The sequence below is a fragment of the Streptomyces sp. NBC_00425 genome (assembly GCF_036030735.1).
Lineage (GTDB): Bacteria > Actinomycetota > Actinomycetes > Streptomycetales > Streptomycetaceae > Streptomyces.
The window spans coordinates 102,910-119,199 of sequence record NZ_CP107928.1; the positions used below are offsets into that span (position 1 = coordinate 102,910).

Here is a 16,290-nt window from a genome sequence, read left to right on the forward strand (position 1 = left end):
TATTCGCGGAGCTTGTCTTCCGTCGTCGGCATGCAGAGCCATCCCCCTCGGACTACCCAGGCCAGGTGCGGCGGGCGGCGGCCCGACCTCCATGCGCCCACCCGTTCGGTCCGCAACACTTCATGCCGGGGCTTGGCCTGCTCTTAATGCGACCTAAAGCCGGACTCCTTTTAGCAGGAGTTAAGGCGTGACTCTTACGCTCCCGGCGCGTATTCCGCCGCACCGTGCGAATGCATAACCTCGAGCGAGAGGTCGACGACATGCCCGATGCCGATACCTCCGAAACGCCTTCTTTTCCTTTTCCTCGCACCTGCCCGTTCAGCCCTCCGGCCGAATACGCGCGACTGCGGCCCGCCGAGCCGGTGTCCGAAGTGGTTCTGCAGAACGGCAGGACGGCCTGGCTGGCGACGCGTCATGAGGACGTGCGGGCCCTGCTGAGCCACCCGGCGACGTCCTCGAACCGTGCGCACCCGTCCTTTCCCGCGACGGTCGCCGACATCGGCGTCTTCGCGCAGAAGGGTTTTCTGCTCTCGATGGACGCCCCGGATCACGCGCTGCACCGCCGCATGGTCACCAGCGAGTTCACGGCGAACCGGATCCGCAGGCTCCGTCCCCGTATCCAGGAGATCGTCGACGAGTGCGTGACCGGCATCCTGGAGCGCGGCGCCGGCCGGCCCGTCGACCTGGTCCAGGAGCTGTCGCTGCCGGTGCCCTCGCTCGCCATCTGCGAACTGCTGGGCGTGCCCTACGACACCCGGAGCGTCTTCCAGAAGTACACCGAGGTCCTGCTCGACCGGGCCAGCACCCCGGCCGACCGGCAGCACGCGTTCGGCGCCCTGCGGGAGTTCCTCGGCGAGCTCGTCGTCAGCAAGGAGACCGAACCGGACGACGCGCTCGTCAGCCGGCTCGTCGTGAAGTACCGGGAGGCGGGCGTCTACGACCGCGAGCTGATCACGGGGTTCGCGGTGCTGCTGCTCGTCGCCGGTCACGAGACCACCGCGAACATGATCTCGCTGGGCGTGGCGGCGCTGTTGCGCGAGCCGGCGAAGCTCGCCCGGATCACCGAGGACCCGTCGCTGACCCCGGGCGCCGTCGAGGAGATCCTGCGCTACTTCAGCATCGTCGACTACCCGACCGCCCGGGTGGCCCTGGAGGACATCGAGGTCGGCGGTGTCACGGTCCGCGCCGGCGAGGGCTTCATCGCCTCCGCCGCCGCCGCCAACCACGACGGGCAGGTCTTCCCCGATCCCGGCGAGCTGGACATCGGGCGGAACACGTCGGGTCATGTCGCCTTCGGTTTCGGCGTCCATGCGTGCCTCGGCCAGAATCTGGCGCGCGCGGAACTCGAAATCGTCTACGACACGCTTTTCCGGCGCATACCGAAACTGCGTCTGGTGTCGCCTCCTGAAGAAATTCCCTTCAAGGATGCGACGGTATTCGGAATTCATCGTCTGGAGGTGACGTGGTGAGCCGTCTGCTGATCACGGTCAACGAAGAAGAGTGCTGTTCCTCGGGCATCTGCGCCATGACCGCCCCGGACGTCTTCGACCAGCGCGACGAGGACGGCGTCGTCGTCCTCCTCGACGCGGAACCGGAGCCCGGCCTGCACGCCGAGGCCCGTAAGGCGGCCCGCAGCTGCCCCTCGCTCGCCATCGAGGTGCAGGAGGCCTGACGGCCCCTGACCGGCACCGGTCCCCCGCATCCCCTTGTCCCGCATCCGCATCCCGTGACCCGCATCCCGTGACCCGCGTCCACGCGTCCCGCACCGCCGCCCGCCCCGATCGTCACCCAGGCCGCCTCGAAAGGGTCCCTCCCCGTGGGAAACACCGAAGACAAGTTCCGCGAATACCTCAAGCGCGCGACGGCCGACCTGCGTCAGGCACGTCGCCGGCTGGCCGATGTGGAGGACCGGGCGCACGAGCCGTTGGCGGTCGTGGGGATGGCCTGTCGTTTTCCGGGCGGGGTGGTCTCGCCGGAGGGTCTGTGGGATGTGGTCGCGGGGGGCGTCGACGCGGTCGGGGAGTTCCCGGCGGGCCGGGGCTGGGACGTGGAGGACCTGTACGACCCGGACCCCGACGCGGTGGGGAAGTCGACGACGCGTCAGGGCGGGTTCCTCTACGACGCGGCGGGGTTCGACGCGGAGTTCTTCGGGATCAGTCCGCGTGAGGCGCTCGCGATGGATCCGCAGCAGCGGCTGCTGCTGGAGACGGCGTGGGAGGCGTTCGAGCGGGCCGGGATCGTGCCGCAGACGTTGCGCGGCAGCGACACCGGCGTCTTCGCGGGCGTCATGTACAACGACTACGCGTCGCGCCTGAAGCCCGCGCCCGAGAGCTTCGAGGGCTACCTCGTCAACGGCAGCCTGGGCAGCATCGCCACCGGCCGGATCGCCTACACCCTGGGCCTGGAAGGCCCCGCCGTGACCGTGGACACCGCCTGCTCGTCGTCGCTCGTCGCCCTGCACCAGGCGGGCCGGGCGCTGCGCAGGGACGAATGCTCCCTGGCGCTGGCCGGGGGCGTCACCGTCATGGCGACACCGAACACGTTCGTGGAGTTCAGCCGGCAGCGCGGGCTGTCCGCCGACGGCCGGTGCAAGGCCTTCGCGGACGGCGCGGACGGCACCGGCTGGGCGGAGGGTGTCGGCTGGCTGGTGCTGGAGCGGCTGTCCGAGGCGCGGCGCAACGGGCATCCGGTGTGGGCCGTGATCCGGGGCAGCGCGATCAACCAGGACGGCGCGTCCAACGGACTGACCGCGCCGAACGGGCCGTCCCAGCAGCGGGTGATCCGCCAGGCCCTGGCCGACGCCCGCGTCGCCGCCTCCGACGTGGACGCGGTCGAGGCGCACGGCACCGGCACCAAGCTCGGCGACCCCATCGAGGCCCAGGCCCTCCTCGCCACCTACGGCCAGGCCCACGACAGCGAACAACCCCTGTGGCTGGGCTCGCTGAAGTCGAACATCGGCCACACCCAGGCCGCCGCCGGCGTCGGCAGCGTCATCAAGATGGTCATGGCGATGCGCCACGGAATACTGCCCCAGACCCTGCACGTCGACGCGCCCACCTCCCACGTCGACTGGAACGAGGGCGCGGTCGCCCTCCTCACCGAGCAGCGCCCCTGGCCCCTGACCGGCCGGCCGCGCCGGGCCGCGGTCTCCTCGTTCGGGATCTCCGGCACCAACGCCCACGTCATCCTCGAACAAGCCCCCACCGACACCGACACCCCCACCGCCGACGCTGATGCCCTCAGCCCCGCCGACACCCCCGCCGACACCGACACCCCCGCCCCCGCCGATGCCGACGTTTCCGAGGCGAGCCCTCGCACCACCCCCGCCCGGACGGCCCTCGTGCCCTGGACGCTGTCCGCGAAGACGCCTGCCGCGCTGCGCGAACAGGCCGCACGACTGGCGGAGTTCGTGCGGGAGAGCGAAGGCGACCCGGTCGACCCGGTCGACTCGGTCGGCTCGGTCGACTCGGTCGATCCGGTGGATGTGGGGTGGTCGCTGGCGGTGACGCGGTCGGTGTTCGAGCACCGGGCGGTGGTGCTGGGCGAGGGTCGTGAACAGCTCCTGGCGGGCCTGGACGCGCTGGCGGCCGGCAAGAGCGGCGCGGATGTGGTGCGGGGCCGCGCCACCGGCGCGGGCGGGCTTGCGGTGATGTTCTCCGGGCAGGGCAGCCAGCGCCCCCGGATGGGCAGGGAGTTGTATGCGGCGTTCCCGGTGTTCGCGCAGGCCTTCGACGCCGCGTGCGTGCATCTGGACGCAGAGCTGGGGCGGTCCCTGAAGGACGTCGTGTTCGCGGAGGAGGGCAGCGCCGAGGCGGCGTTGCTGGAGGAAACCCAGTTCACGCAGGCGGCCCTGTTCGCGGTGGAGTCGGCGTTGTTCGCTCTGGTGTCGTCGTGGGGCGTGCGCCCGGACGCGGTGATCGGGCATTCGGTCGGCGAGGTTGCGGCGGCGTATGCGGCGGGGGTGTTCTCGCTGGCGGACGCGTGCCGGCTGGTGGCGGTGCGGGGCCGGCTGATGCAGGCCGCCCGGGCGGGCGGTGCGATGATCGCCGTCGCCGCCCCCGCGGAGCAGGTGGCGCCGGTGGTGGCGTCGTTCGGGGGGCGGCTGGCGCTGGCGGCGGTCAACGGGCCTTCGGCGGTCGTCGTCTCCGGCGACGCCGACGCCGCCGGGGAGCTCGCGGAGCGATTCCGGCAGGAGGGGGTGCGCGTCAAGCGTCTGGCGGTCTCGCACGCCTTCCATTCCCCGCACATGGACACCGCGGTCGCCCGGTTCGAGGAGGCCGTCGCCGGGATCGTGTTCCGTGAGCCGCGGCTCGCGGTGATCTCCAACGTCACCGGCGCCCCAGCGGTGGAGGGCGAGCTGACCGACCCGGCGTACTGGGCGGGGCACATCCGGGCGGCGGTCCGCTTCCACGACGGCGTCCAGGCCCTGCACGCGCGCGGGATCACCGCCTACCTCGAACTCGGCCCCGACCCCGTCCTGACCGCCCTCGTCAAGAACACCCTCGACACCGGCACCGACACTGGCACCGACACCGGCGCCGAGGGCAGCAGCGGCACCACGGGCTCAGGCAACGTCACCGCGGTCGCCGTCCTGCGCAAGGACAAGGACGAGGCCCGTACCGCCCTGGGGGCGCTGGCCGTCCTGCACGCCCACGGCATCGGCGCCGACCTCACTCCCCTTCTGGGCGCAGGCCGGCGTGTCGCCCTGCCCACCTACGCCTTCCAGCACGAGGACTTCTGGCTGCACGCCGTCCCGCGAACGGACGTGACGAGCGCCGGCCTGAACCGCGCCGATCACCCCCTGCTCGGCGCCGCCGTCGAACTCGCCGACACCGGGCACCTCGTCCTCACCGGCCGCCTCACCCCCCACGACCAGCCCTGGCTCGCCGACCACACCATCGCCGGCACCACCCTCCTGCCCGGCACCGCCTACCTCGACCTCGCCCTGCACGCGGCCCGGCTCACGGGTCTGGGCGCGGTGGAGGACGTCGTCCTCGAGGCGCCGTTGGCCCTGCCCTCCCTGGGCGCGGTCCGGCTTCAGGTGACGGTCGAGGCGCCGGACGGCTCGGGGGCGCGGGCGCTGTCCGTCCATTCCCGTCCGGAGGCGGGTGAGGGCGTAGAGGACACCGACCCCGCTCCCTGGACCCGCCACGCCACCGGCACCCTCACCCCCACACCCGCACCCGCACCCGCACCCGCGCCCGCTGTCTGGCCCCCCGCCCACGCCACCCCCGTCGACCTCACCGGCCTCTACCCCCGCCTCACCGCCCAGGGCTACGCCTACGGACCCGCCTTCCAAGGCCTCACCCACCTCTGGCACCACGCAGACGACTACTACGCCCGCATCACCCTCCCCCCGCACACCACCCCCCACGACCACCCCCTCCACCCCGCACTCCTCGACGCCACCCTCCACGCCCTCCTCGCCACCACCCCCCACACCGACACACACACCGACACCAGCACCGACACCAGCACAGACACCGACGCCGACGCCGGGATCCGCATCCCCTTCGCCTGGAACGACATCACCCTCCACGCCACCCACCCCACCACCCTCCACGCCCACCTCACCCGAACCACCCCCGACACCCTCCGCATCACCGCCACCGACCCCACCGGACAACCCGTCCTGACCGTCGGGGAACTCACCACCCGGACGATCACCCGTGAGCAGCTCGCCGCGGCCGGGGCCGCCACCGCCGCGCCCGCCGGGCTCCATCTGCCGGCGTGGACGCCGCTCCCCGCGGGCGTGGCCGGGGAGCCGGAGCCGCTCGGGCCGGTGGGGGTGGTCGGGGCCGATCCGCTGGGTCTGGCCGAGGCGCTGCGGGAGGCGGCCGGGGACGCAGCGTCCGTCCGGGTCTACGACACGCTCGGCGCGCTGCGGGCGGCGGTGGACGAGGGCGCGGGCGTTCCGGCGCGCGTGCTGGTCACCTGTGTCGGCGGCCCGGCGGACGAGGAGGTGCTGGACGCCATGCGTGCCGTTCTGGGGCGGGTGACGGCTCAGGTGCGGGAGTGGCTGGCGGACGAGCGGTTCGAGGACGCGCAGTTGGTCGTGGTCACCCGCGATGCCGTCGCGGCGCGTCCGGGTCCCGAGATCCGTGATCTGGCCGCCGCGCCCGTGTGGGGTCTGGTGCGGTCGGCGGCCACCGAGCATCCGGGCCGTTTCGCGCTGCTCGACGTGGGCGGCGGCCCGGTGACGCCGGGGACGGGGTCGTGCGGGACGGGGGCGGCGCTGGTCCAGGCTCTCGCCGGGCGGCTTGGCGAGGCGGCCGTCCGCGACGGGGGTGTGCAGGTGCCGCGGCTGGTGCGCGCGGCGGACGCGTCCGGTGTGCTGACGCCGCCGGACGGCTGCGATTCCTGGCGGCTCGACGTGACCAGCAGGGGGACGCTCGCCCATCTGGCGCTGCTGCCCCATCCGGAGGGCGAGGGGCCGCTCCAGGGTCATGAGATACGGGTCGCGATGCGTGCGGGGGGTCTGAACTTCCGGGACGTGATGGTGGGCCTGGGCATGTATCCGGGGGACGACGCCCGGATCGGCGGCGAGGGTGCGGGCGTGGTCGTCGAGGTGGGCTCGCAGGTGACCGCGTTCTCGCCGGGCGACCGGGTGATGGGTCTGTTCCCGTCCGGCGGGCTCGCTCCGGTCGCTGTCACCGATCACCGGTGGGCGGCGCGGATCCCGCGGGGGCTGACGTTCCAGCAGGCCGCTGTCGTGCCGGTGGTGTATCTCACGGCGTACTACGGTCTGGTGGATCTGGCGGGGCTGCGGCGCGGTGAGCGGCTGCTGGTGCATTCGGCGGCCGGCGGTGTGGGCATGGCCGCCCTGCAGATAGCCCGGCACCTGGGCGCCGAGGTGTACGGCACCGCCGGCCTGGGCAAGTGGGACGCGCTGCGCGGCCTGGGCCTGGACGACGCCCACCTCGCCGACTCCCGCACCACCGGCTTCGAGCAGGGCTTCCTCGCCGCCACCGGCGGCCACGGCGTGGACGTCGTCCTGGACTGCCTCGCCAAGGAGTTCGTCGACGCCTCCCTGCGCCTGCTGCCCCGCGGCGGCCGCTTCCTGGAGATCGGCAAGACCGACATCAGGGATGCCGGGCAGGTCGCGGCCGAGCATCCGGGCGTGGCCTACCGGGCGTTCGACCTGATGGAGGCGGAGCCGGGGCGGATCCAGGCGATATGGGCCGAGCTGGTGGCGCTGTTCGAGGCCGGGGCGCTGACGCCGCCGCCGATCACCGCGTGGGACGTCAGCCATGCCGTCGACGCGCTGCGGTATCTCAGTCAGGCCCAGCACACGGGCAAGACGCTGCTGACGCTGCCGCGTGCGCTGGACGTCGAGGGCACCGTCCTGATCACCGGAGCCACCGGCGCCCTCGGCGGCCTGCTGGCCCGCCACCTCGTCACCCACCACCGCATCCGCCACCTGAACCTCACCAGCCGCACCGGAGGCGACGCACCCGGCGCCGCCCAGCTCACCGACGACCTCACCCGGCTCGGCGCCACCGTCACCCTCACCGCCTGCGACCTCGGCGACCCCGCCGCCCTCGCCCGCCTCCTCGACACCGTCGACCCCCGCCACCCCCTCACCGCCGTCGTCCACACCGCCGGCCTCCTCGACGACGGCACCGTCGACACCCTCACCCCCCACCGCCTCGACACCGTCCTGGCGCCCAAAGCCGACGCCGCCTGGCACCTGCACCGCCTCACCCGCCACCACGACCTCACCGCCTTCGTCCTCTACTCCTCCGCCGCCGGCCTCCTCGGCAACCCCGGACAGGCCAACTACGCCGCCGCCAACACCTTCCTCGACGCCCTCGCCCACCACCGCCACACCCAGGGCCTGCCCGCCACCTCCCTCGCCTGGGGCCTGTGGGACCAGGCGAGCAGGATGACGGGGCATCTCGACGGCACGGCGCTGAGCCGGCTGTCCCGTACGGGGGTGACGGCTCTGACGCCGCAGGAGGGGCTGGCGCTGTTCGACGCGGCGCTCGGGCTGCGTCAGCCGCTGTCGGTGGCGATGGGGCTCGATCCGGCGGTGCTGGCCGAGCGGGCGGCGGCCGGTGTGCTGGAGCCGCTGTTCGCCGCTCTGGTGCGGCCGCGGGCGGGGGCGTCGGCGGTCCGGGCCGCGCGGGGGGCGGGCGGCCCGGGGGGCGGGGGCGACGTGCTCGCCGACCGGCTCGCGGCGCTGCCCGCGCAGGGGCGGCGGGCGCTGCTGGCGGAGGTCGTGTGCGAGAACGTCGCGGCGGTCCTCGGGCACGCCACGGCGGACAGTGTCGGGCTGGAGCGTCCTTTCAAGACGCTCGGTTTCGACTCGCTGTCCGCGGTCGAGCTGCGCAACCGGCTCGGCGCGGCGACCGGCCGCCGGCTGTCGCCGACGCTGATCTTCGACCATCCGACGCCGGCCGCGCTGGTGGGGCATCTCGACGAGCTGCTCGCGCCGCCGCAGGCCGATGTGTTCGGGCGGTTGCTGGCCGAACTCGACGCGCTTCAGGGCACGTTGGGTGAGGCGGTGGTCTCGCCTGCGTCGGCGGGCAGGGCCGCGGCCCGGCTGCAGGACTTCCTGCTGCGCCTGGAGGAGGGCCAGTTCGACGCGGCCGGGTCCGAGGGGTCGGCGGCCGAGCGTATCTCGGCGGCGAGCGACGACGAGATCTTCGACCTCATCGACAACGAGCTCGGGATCGTCTGAGCCGCGGCCTCCGGGCACGCGCCCCCCGGGCACGCGGCCCCCGATCGCGGGCCTGTCCTTCTCCGACCACGCCGTACGCCGGTCCCCTGGACCGCCCGACCCTTAGGAACAGGTTATGTCCGATCCCGTCATCATCTCGGGCGGCGGGCCCGCCGGCCTCATGCTCGCCCACGAGCTGGGGCTGTGGGGCATCGACACGATCGTGCTGGAGCGCCACACGGCGCGCGAGGGCGGCCGGTCCGTGGGCCAGGCCCTGAACACGACAGCGGCCGAACTCCTGGACCAGCGGGGTCTGCTGGACGGTCTGTGGGAGCACACCGCGCCGTCCCAGGGCACGCACTTCTCGCTGCTGTGGCTGGACAGCGCCCCGTTGGAGGGCCGTCATCTGCCCGCGCTGCTGCTGGGCCAGGAGTATCTGGAGCGCGAGCTGGAGCAGCGGGCCGTGAAGGGGGGTGCGGATCTGCTGTCGGGCCGTGAGCTGGTCGGCTACGAGCAGGACGACGCGGGGGTCACGGTCACCGTGCGCCACGGTGGTGCGGAGTCCCGGCTGCGCGGCAGTTATCTGGTGGGCGCGGACGGGGAGGACAGCCGGGTGCGTGAGCTGGCGGGCATCCGTTTTCCCGGTTCCAGTCAGGCGAACTGCGGTCTGGTCGCCGATGTGGAGACCGACTTCGCCGCTCTGGAGGAGGTGCACCGCGGGGCGCGGTTCTGCCCGGCGGGCGGACTGTATTCGTCGGTGCCGGTGGAGCCGGGGGTGACGCGTGTGATCACCGCCGAGTTCGACACCGAGCTGCCGGGGCCTTCGGTGCCGCCGACGGCCCGGGAGCTGCGGGCGAGTGTCGAGCGGCTCAACGAGCGGCCGTTCCCCGATGTGCCGGTGCGCTGGATCCGCCGGTACGGGGGGCCTTCGCGGGTGGCGGAGCGTTTCCAGGACGAGCGGGTGTTCCTGGTCGGCGACGCGGCGCACACGTTCTATCCGCTGGCGGGCCTGCGCATCAATCTGTGTCTGCAGGACGCGGTGAACCTCGGCTGGAAGCTCGCGGGTGATCTGCTGGGCTGGGCTCCGCCGGATCTGCTGGACACGTATACCGCCGAGCGCCGTCCGGCGGCGGTGCGTGCGGCGTCGGCCACCGACACCCAGCTGGCTCTGATCCATCCGGTGCGGCGGGTGGCGCCGGTGCGGGAGCTGGTGACGACGCTGCTGCGTTTCCCCGACGTCAACCGGTATCTGCTGGAGCTGTCGACGGGGGTGGATGTCAGTTACGCGCACGAGGACGCGCCGGGGCCGCTCGGTCGCCGGCTGCCGCACGTGGAGCTTGCGACGCCCGGCGGGCCCAGCAGTGTGGCCCGGCTGCAGCACGGGGGGCGGGGTCTGCTGCTCGACATGTCCGCGGGGCGGGGCGCCGCGCGGACGGTGGTGGCGCCGTGGTCGGACCGGGTGGAGGTGGCCGTGGCGCGGGCGACGGCGGACATCGCCGCCGAGGCGGTGCTGCTGCGGCCGGACGGGCATGTGGCGTGGCTGGGCGCGCTGGGCGATCCGGCGCTCGTGGACGCGCTGCGGCAGTGGTTCGGGGCGCGCGGGTGAGGGCGGGCCGCGTCTGAGACGGCGGACGGGGGCCGGGGCGGATCGCCCCGGCCCCCGGTGTGCGGGTGCGGATCTGTCAGCTCAGCAGCCGGGACCAGCCGCCCACGGTGGGGTCGGCGGCGAGGTCCTTGAGGGCGACGCGGTGGCCGGCGCGCCGCCAGCCGTTGATGAGCTGCATCATGTGCAGGGACTTCAGGCCGACGGCGACGAGGTTGGTGTCGTCGGCTATGGCCTCGGCGGCCACGCCGACGGTCCGGGCGACGGCGTCCCTGATCTCGTCGGCGGTGGGGGCCGCGGGCGCGGCCGGCACGGTGGCGGTGTCGTCGGTGACGGGTCGGCTCATGGCAGGTCTCTCTCCTCGTGCGGGCTTTAGGGGATCTCGGTGATTTCCAGGACGGCCGCGCCGACTTCCATGCCCACGGCCGCGGCGAGCAGCAGGACGTGGTCGCCGGGACGCAGGCGGCCCGTGGAGAGCAGGTGGTCGAGGCCGACGATCTGGTCGGTGCCGCCGCAGTGCCCGGTGCGGCGGTTGACCTCCCAGGTGCCGCGCGTCTCGTCGATGCCCAGCGGGTCGAGGAACCCGTTCGTGACCTGGTCGCGGGCCACTGCGCTGTGGGCGACCCTGGTGATGTCGTCCATGGTCAGGCCGGCCTCGGCGAGGACGGCGTCGACGGCCTCGTTGACGACGTCGCCGAGGTGGAAGAGGGGCGGGACGACGCCCTGGGCCCACTGCCGGCGCAGGTGGTCGACGCGGGCGTCGAGGTCGAGGGGCTTGCCGAGGGTGGCGCTCGGCGGGAAGAGCGGGTCGCCGCCGCGGTGCAGCAGCTCCGCCTCCGGGATGGACACGGAGCCCACGGACAGCAGCCGGGCGAAGCCGCCGCGTTTGGAGACCACGACGGCCGAACCGCCGTCGCCCAGGACGTAGTTGTCGCTGACGGACCAGCGGTCCACGTTCGGTGTGGAGAAGTTGTCGCCCGCGGTGACCAGGACGGCGGTGGAGTCCGGTTCGGCGCGCAGCAGGTCGGCGGCGAAGCGCAGCGAGGTGAGCATGCCCAGGCAGCCCTGGCGCAGTTCGAGTGCCGGGACGGGCCGGTCGACGGTGTGGTGGAGGATGTAGTGGGGGGCCGACCAGATGTCGGGGCCCTGGTGGAAGACGGGCGTGTGGATGAGCGCGTCGATGTCGCCGGGGTCGTGCCCGGAGCGTTTGAGTGCGTCGCGGGCGGCGCTGACGGCCATGTCGGGGGCGGGCGTGTCACCGGCGACGGCCACCGAGATCATGCCGCTGGACTCGCGCAGGGCGGCGTCGTACCACCCCCGCTCGACGGCCTCGTCGATCGTGACCCGCTCGGGGATGCACGTGCCGATGCCGGCCAGGTAGACGTTGTCCGCTTTCATCGGGTCTCTCCTTCGTGGATGCCCCTGCCTTCAGGCAGGGGTGGGGGTACCTCCCGCTTGCGGGGGAGAAAAACGAAGCTCCTGCGGAGCAGGGCAGGGAAAGCCGGTTGGCCGCCGGAGCGGACCGGCGTCCACTGACCCACGGACCGACAGGCGCTGCTCACAGGGGAGTTGATACAGCGTGAGGCGTGACGCAGCAGGTCAAGCGGGCGTTCAAGTACCGCTTCCACCCCAGTGAAGGTCGGGTCACGGTCGCAGGAGGGCCTTGCGCACCCCTTTCGCGGCGCTTGGGAGGCGTGCGGGCGGATGGCATCATGACCGGCGTGGGGCTTCGGGAGATGAAGAAAGTCAAGGTCAAGCAGGCGATCCAGCGAGAGACGCTGCGTCTGTTCACGGAGCGCGGGTACCGGGAGACGACGGTCGAGCAGATCGCCGCGGCGGCGGAGATCTCGACCACGACGTTCTACCGCTACTACCCGTCGAAGGAAGAGGTGATCCTCTCCGGGATCCATGAGCGGGGACAGGGCGAGGGGCTGGGCGAGGGGCTGGGCGGGGGGCTGGGCGGGGGCCGGGAGCGGTCCTTGCATTTCGTGTCGGAGCTGCCGGCGGGCGTGTCGGTGGTGGAGGGGCTGCGGGCGGTGCTGCGCGGCATCCAGCGCAGCGGCGCCCTCGAGGGGGACCGCGGGGCGCTGCTGGCCCGGCTGCGGATGATCAACGACACGCCCGAGCTGCGGGCGCTCAACGCGCAGCGCACGCAGGAGGGTCTGCGTGAGCTGGCCGGCCTGCTGGCCGGGCCGTCCGGCGCCGATCCGGACGGTTACGAGATGCGGGTGCTGGCGGCGGCCGTCGGCGGGGCGGTCACCGAGACGCTGCGTTACTGGGTGGAGCGTGACGGCGAGCCGGACATCGGCGATCTCTTCGACCGCACGCTGGAGTTGATGGCGCCCTCGCTGGAGCGGTGAGGCCGGCGCCCCAAGGGGGCGGGCGGGGTCCCGGTTCGTGCGGAAGGCGGTTTAAGACACCTTTAGCCGCGCTGCCTAGCGTCGCTCCCGGGAGCGCCCGTCCTTTGATTCCGCTGACCCGAGGAGCACGACCGTGACCCAGGCTCAAGACCTCGCCCGACTGCCCTTCCCGCGTGACCCGCAGGACGTCAACGGCATCGCACCGAAGTTCCGCGCGCTGCGCTCGCAGTCTCCGGTGGTGCGGGTCGGCACGTCCGCGGGGGACGAGGCGTGGCTGGTCACCCGCTACGGCGAGGTGAAGCAGCTGCTCAACGACCCGCGTCTGGGCCGCTCGCACGCGCATCCGGAGCGGGCCGCGCGGGTCGCCAACGCCGCCGTGCTGACCGGCCCGCTCGGCAAGCCCGAGGACGAGGTGCCCACCCGCACCCGCTTTCGGCGGCTGCTCTCGCCGGCGTTCTCCGCCCGCCGTGTCGCGCATCTGAAGACCGGTGTCGAGGAGCTCGTGGGGCAGCTGTTCGACGGGCTCGAGGCGGGCCCGAACCCGGGCAACTTCCATGAGGCGCTGTCGTTCCCGCTGCCGGTCCTGGTGATCTGCCAGCTGCTCGGGGTGCCCGGCGAGGACCGCGAGGAGTTCCGCAGGCTGTCGGCGGGCTCGACCAGCCTGGACGACGTGGACGCGGCGAAGGCGGCCTGGGCGGAGCTGAACGACTACATGCTTCGCCTGGTCGAGGTGAAGCGGCGCGACCCCGCGGAGGACGTCTTCTCCGACCTCGTCGCGGCGCAGGAGCGGGAGGGCCTGGAGGACGCGGAGATCGCGCGGATGGCCTCCGGCATTCTCTTCGCGGGCCACGAGACGACCGTGACCCGGCTCGACCTGGGCACGCTGCTGCTGCTCACCCACCCCGAGCAGCGGGCCAAGCTGCAGGCCGACCCGCAGGGGCACGTCCAGTGCGCGGTCGAGGAGATCCTGCGGATGGCCGCCCCGTCCACCCAGGACGTGCTGCCGCGGTACGCGCACGAGGACATCCAGGTGGGCGACCTGACCATTCCCGAGGGCGATCTGGTGCTGCTGGCGTTCACGGCGACCAACCGCGACCCGGACATCTTCTCCGACCCGAACTCCTTCGACATCACCCGCGACAGCACCCAGCACCTCGCCTTCGGGCACGGTCCGCGGTTCTGCCTCGGCTCGGGGCTGGCCCGTCTGGAGCTGCAGATCGTGTTCTCCACGCTGTTCGAGCGCTTCCCCGGCCTGCAGCTCGCCACCGGCCTGGACGAGCTGCAGTTCCGGGACAACACACTGACCGGCGGCCTGTCGGCGCTGCACGTGCGCTGGTGAACGCCGGCCGCTGAACCTGCCCCGCCCGCCCCGGGAAAGAAGGGGGCGGGCGCCGCGGCGTCGGGCGCACGGCCCCGGCGCACGGCCTCCCCGGACAGCGACGCAGACGCCGCCCGACGCGGCGTGCCCCGGACGGCGCGGCGTGCCCCGGACGGCGCGGCGTGCCCCGGACGGCGCGGCGGATGCCGGACAGCCGGGCGGGTGCCGAAGCAGCCGGGCGGGTGCCGGACGGCCGGGAGAGCGGGCAGCGGGCGGCGGGCGTACGCCGGACGGCCGGGCGTGCAGCGGGCCGGCGGCCGGACGGCGGTCTGCTCGTGTGCCGCCGGCCGGCGCCTGTGCGGTGGCCGGGAGCCGGTTCGGGCGCCCGGGCGGACGGCAGGCTGCGGGGCGGGTGGTGTGGTCGCATGCCGCCGGGCGGCGCGTGTTGCGGTGGGCGGGCGGCGCGTCCGGGTTCCCCGGCCCCGGGCGGGCGGCGGGCGGCGGGGTGGTGACGGTGTTTGCCGGCTCGGGGGCGGCGAGGGGTGGGGAGGGCGGGTCCCGTCCCTCCTCCCCCGCATGCTGCAGGGCGCGGTGTCCTTCTCGGACACCGCGCCCTGTGGCGTTCCGGCTCCCGCGGCGGGGGATGTCCGCGGGAGCCGGGGATCGGGGGCGGGCGGGTGGGGCGGCTACGGCCGGCGGGGCGTCAGCGGCTGGGCTCCGGCTCCGTCGTGACGGGCGCCGGGGCGGCGGCCGTCTTGCGGCTCAGATGGTTGTGGGCGAGCGTGCACAGCACCGCGGCGACGGCGACGGCGCTGAGCGGCAGGACGAGCGAGGCGTGCATGGTGGCCACGAATCCCTGGTCGTAGACCTCGCCGGCCAGCTTGCCGAGGCGGTCCGCGCTCTGCGCGGGCAGGTCGGCGGCGAGCGCCTGGAGTGCGCCGGCGTCGGGGGTGTCGCCGTGCGAGAAGGCGCCGACGAAGCCGTCGCGGGAGGCCGGGGGCAGTTCGGCGGCGCGGGCCTGCGCCTGGGAGTGCAGGTTCGCGGTGAGCCGGCTCTGCAGCACGGCGCCCACGACGGAGGCGCCGAGGACCGAACCGATCTGCCGGATCGTGTTGTTGAGGCCCGAGGCCGCGCCGGCCAGCTGCGGCGGCACGTTGCGCATCGCCTCGCTCGACATCGGCGCGAGCAGGCAGCCGGTGCCCAGGCCGACCACGGCCATCGGCAGGGTGAAGGTGTACCAGGAGCTGTCGGCGCCGGCGAGCAGCAGTACGAGGCAGATGCCCGTGCCGTAGATGACGAGGCCGAAGAGCAGGACGTTCTTGCCGCCGATGCGGTCCGAGAGCCGGCCCGCGAAGGGCGCGGTGGTCATCGACAGGATCGGGGACGGCGCGAGGGTGAGGCCGGCCTGGACGGCGCTCATGCCGAGCACGGACTGCAGATAGATGTTCATCGGCAGCACCAGGCCGAGCAGGGCCATGGAGATCAGGGCGACGATCGTGGTCATCACGGTGAAGTTGCGGTCGCGGAACAGCGCGAACGGCACCAGCGGCTCGTCGTTCTGCCGGCGCCGCTGGTGCAGGACGAACACCGCGACGAGGGCCAGGCCGCCGGCGATGAGGGCGACGATGCCCGCGTTCCAGTGGTAGCGCTCGCCCTCCTGGAGGCCGAAGGCGAGGCAGAACAGTGCGGCGGTGGCGACGAGGACGCCGGGAAGGTCGAACCGGTGGGCGCGGGCGGGCCTGATGTCGGGCACCAGCAGGAGGGTCAGCACGACGACGGCGACGCCGATCGGCACGTTGATGAAGAAGATCCAGCGCCAGCCGACCGTGCTGACCAGGAATCCGCCCAGGGTCGGGCCGGACAGGGTCGCGACGCCGGCGATCGAGCCCCACACGCCCATGGCGGTGCCGCGCCGTTCGGCCGGGAACACCGCCATGATCAGCACCATGGTCTGCGGCACCATCATGGCCGCGCCGAGTCCCTGCACCGCGCGGGTGGCGATGAGCAGGCCGGGGGTGCCCGCGAGGCCGCAGGCGATGCTGGCCAGCGTGAAGAGCGTGACGCCCGCGATGAACAGGGTCCGCGGTCCGCGCAGGTCGCCGAGCCGGCCGAAGGTGATCAGGGTGACGGCGAGCACGAGGGCGTACGCGCTGACGACCCACAGGGCCTGGTCGAGGGACGAGCCGAGCCGGTCCATCATGTCGGGGATCGCGATGTTCACGATGGTCAGGTCGAGCAGGGTCATGAAGAACCCGAGCCCCATGGTCACCAGGACTGCCCACGGATTCCCGCGCAGTTTCCTCACCGATGCTCCTTGTCCGTCCACCTGAGTGGCTCACTAAATTTT

General features: G+C 73.2%; 9 protein-coding genes. 6 read left to right on the forward strand and 3 right to left on the reverse strand.

All coding sequences use genetic code 11. From position 1 onward, the window contains the following. Nucleotides 1-371: 371 nt before the first annotated feature. The 4 genes from OHS82_RS00350 (at nt 372) to OHS82_RS00365 (ending at nt 10,268) form a co-directional block, all read left to right on the forward strand. On the forward strand, nt 372-1,469 hold the full coding sequence (locus tag OHS82_RS00350) for a cytochrome P450 (RefSeq protein ID WP_443042396.1): 1,098 nt from the start codon (nt 372-374) through the stop codon (nt 1,467-1,469). A 5-nt stretch (nt 1,470-1,474) separates the two neighbouring features. Further along, the gene (locus OHS82_RS00355) at nt 1,475-1,672 is read left to right on the forward strand and encodes a ferredoxin (RefSeq protein WP_057581875.1); all 198 of its coding nucleotides are present in this window, start codon (nt 1,475-1,477) and stop codon (nt 1,670-1,672) included. A gap of 144 nt (nt 1,673-1,816) precedes the next feature. Beyond that, entirely contained in the window at nt 1,817-8,683 is a 6,867-nt protein-coding gene (locus OHS82_RS00360) for a type I polyketide synthase (RefSeq protein ID WP_328432910.1), read from the forward strand. Nucleotides 8,684-8,798: 115 nt separating this feature from the next. Beyond that, nucleotides 8,799-10,268, forward strand: coding sequence for an FAD-dependent monooxygenase (locus OHS82_RS00365; RefSeq protein ID WP_057584798.1), 1,470 nt, complete (start codon nt 8,799-8,801; stop codon nt 10,266-10,268). 76 nt (nt 10,269-10,344) lie between these two features. Here OHS82_RS00365 and OHS82_RS00370 read toward each other — a convergent pair whose 3' ends face one another. Together OHS82_RS00370 and OHS82_RS00375 are read right to left on the reverse strand one after the other, a co-directional pair. Further along, nucleotides 10,345-10,611, reverse strand: coding sequence for a phosphopantetheine-binding protein (locus tag OHS82_RS00370; protein WP_063894357.1), 267 nt, complete (start codon nt 10,609-10,611; stop codon nt 10,345-10,347). 26 nt (nt 10,612-10,637) lie between these two features. Further along, nucleotides 10,638-11,663, reverse strand: a complete 1,026-nt coding sequence (locus OHS82_RS00375; RefSeq protein WP_328432911.1) for a ketoacyl-ACP synthase III family protein — start codon at nt 11,661-11,663, stop codon at nt 10,638-10,640. Nucleotides 11,664-11,986: 323 nt separating this feature from the next. Here OHS82_RS00375 and OHS82_RS00380 point away from each other — a divergent pair, with 323 nt between their 5' ends. Then, nucleotides 11,987-12,625, forward strand: coding sequence for a TetR/AcrR family transcriptional regulator (locus tag OHS82_RS00380; RefSeq protein WP_328432912.1), 639 nt, complete (start codon nt 11,987-11,989; stop codon nt 12,623-12,625). 133 nt (nt 12,626-12,758) lie between these two features. After that, on the forward strand, nt 12,759-13,964 hold the full coding sequence (locus OHS82_RS00385; protein WP_057584795.1) for a cytochrome P450: 1,206 nt from the start codon (nt 12,759-12,761) through the stop codon (nt 13,962-13,964). A gap of 682 nt (nt 13,965-14,646) precedes the next feature. Here the strand turns inward: OHS82_RS00385 and OHS82_RS00390 are convergent. Then, the gene (locus OHS82_RS00390; protein ID WP_057581199.1) at nt 14,647-16,248 is read right to left on the reverse strand and encodes a DHA2 family efflux MFS transporter permease subunit; all 1,602 of its coding nucleotides are present in this window, start codon (nt 16,246-16,248) and stop codon (nt 14,647-14,649) included. Nucleotides 16,249-16,290: the final 42 nt, after the last annotated feature.

Coding starts and splice junctions, on each gene's coding strand:
- OHS82_RS00365 (WP_057584798.1), top strand. CDS start 8,799: ATGTCCGATCCCGTCATCATCTCGGGCGGCGGGCCCGCCGGCCTCATG.
- OHS82_RS00370 (WP_063894357.1), bottom strand. CDS start 10,611: ATGAGCCGACCCGTCACCGACGACACCGCCACCGTGCCGGCCGCGCCC.
- OHS82_RS00375 (WP_328432911.1), bottom strand. CDS start 11,663: ATGAAAGCGGACAACGTCTACCTGGCCGGCATCGGCACGTGCATCCCC.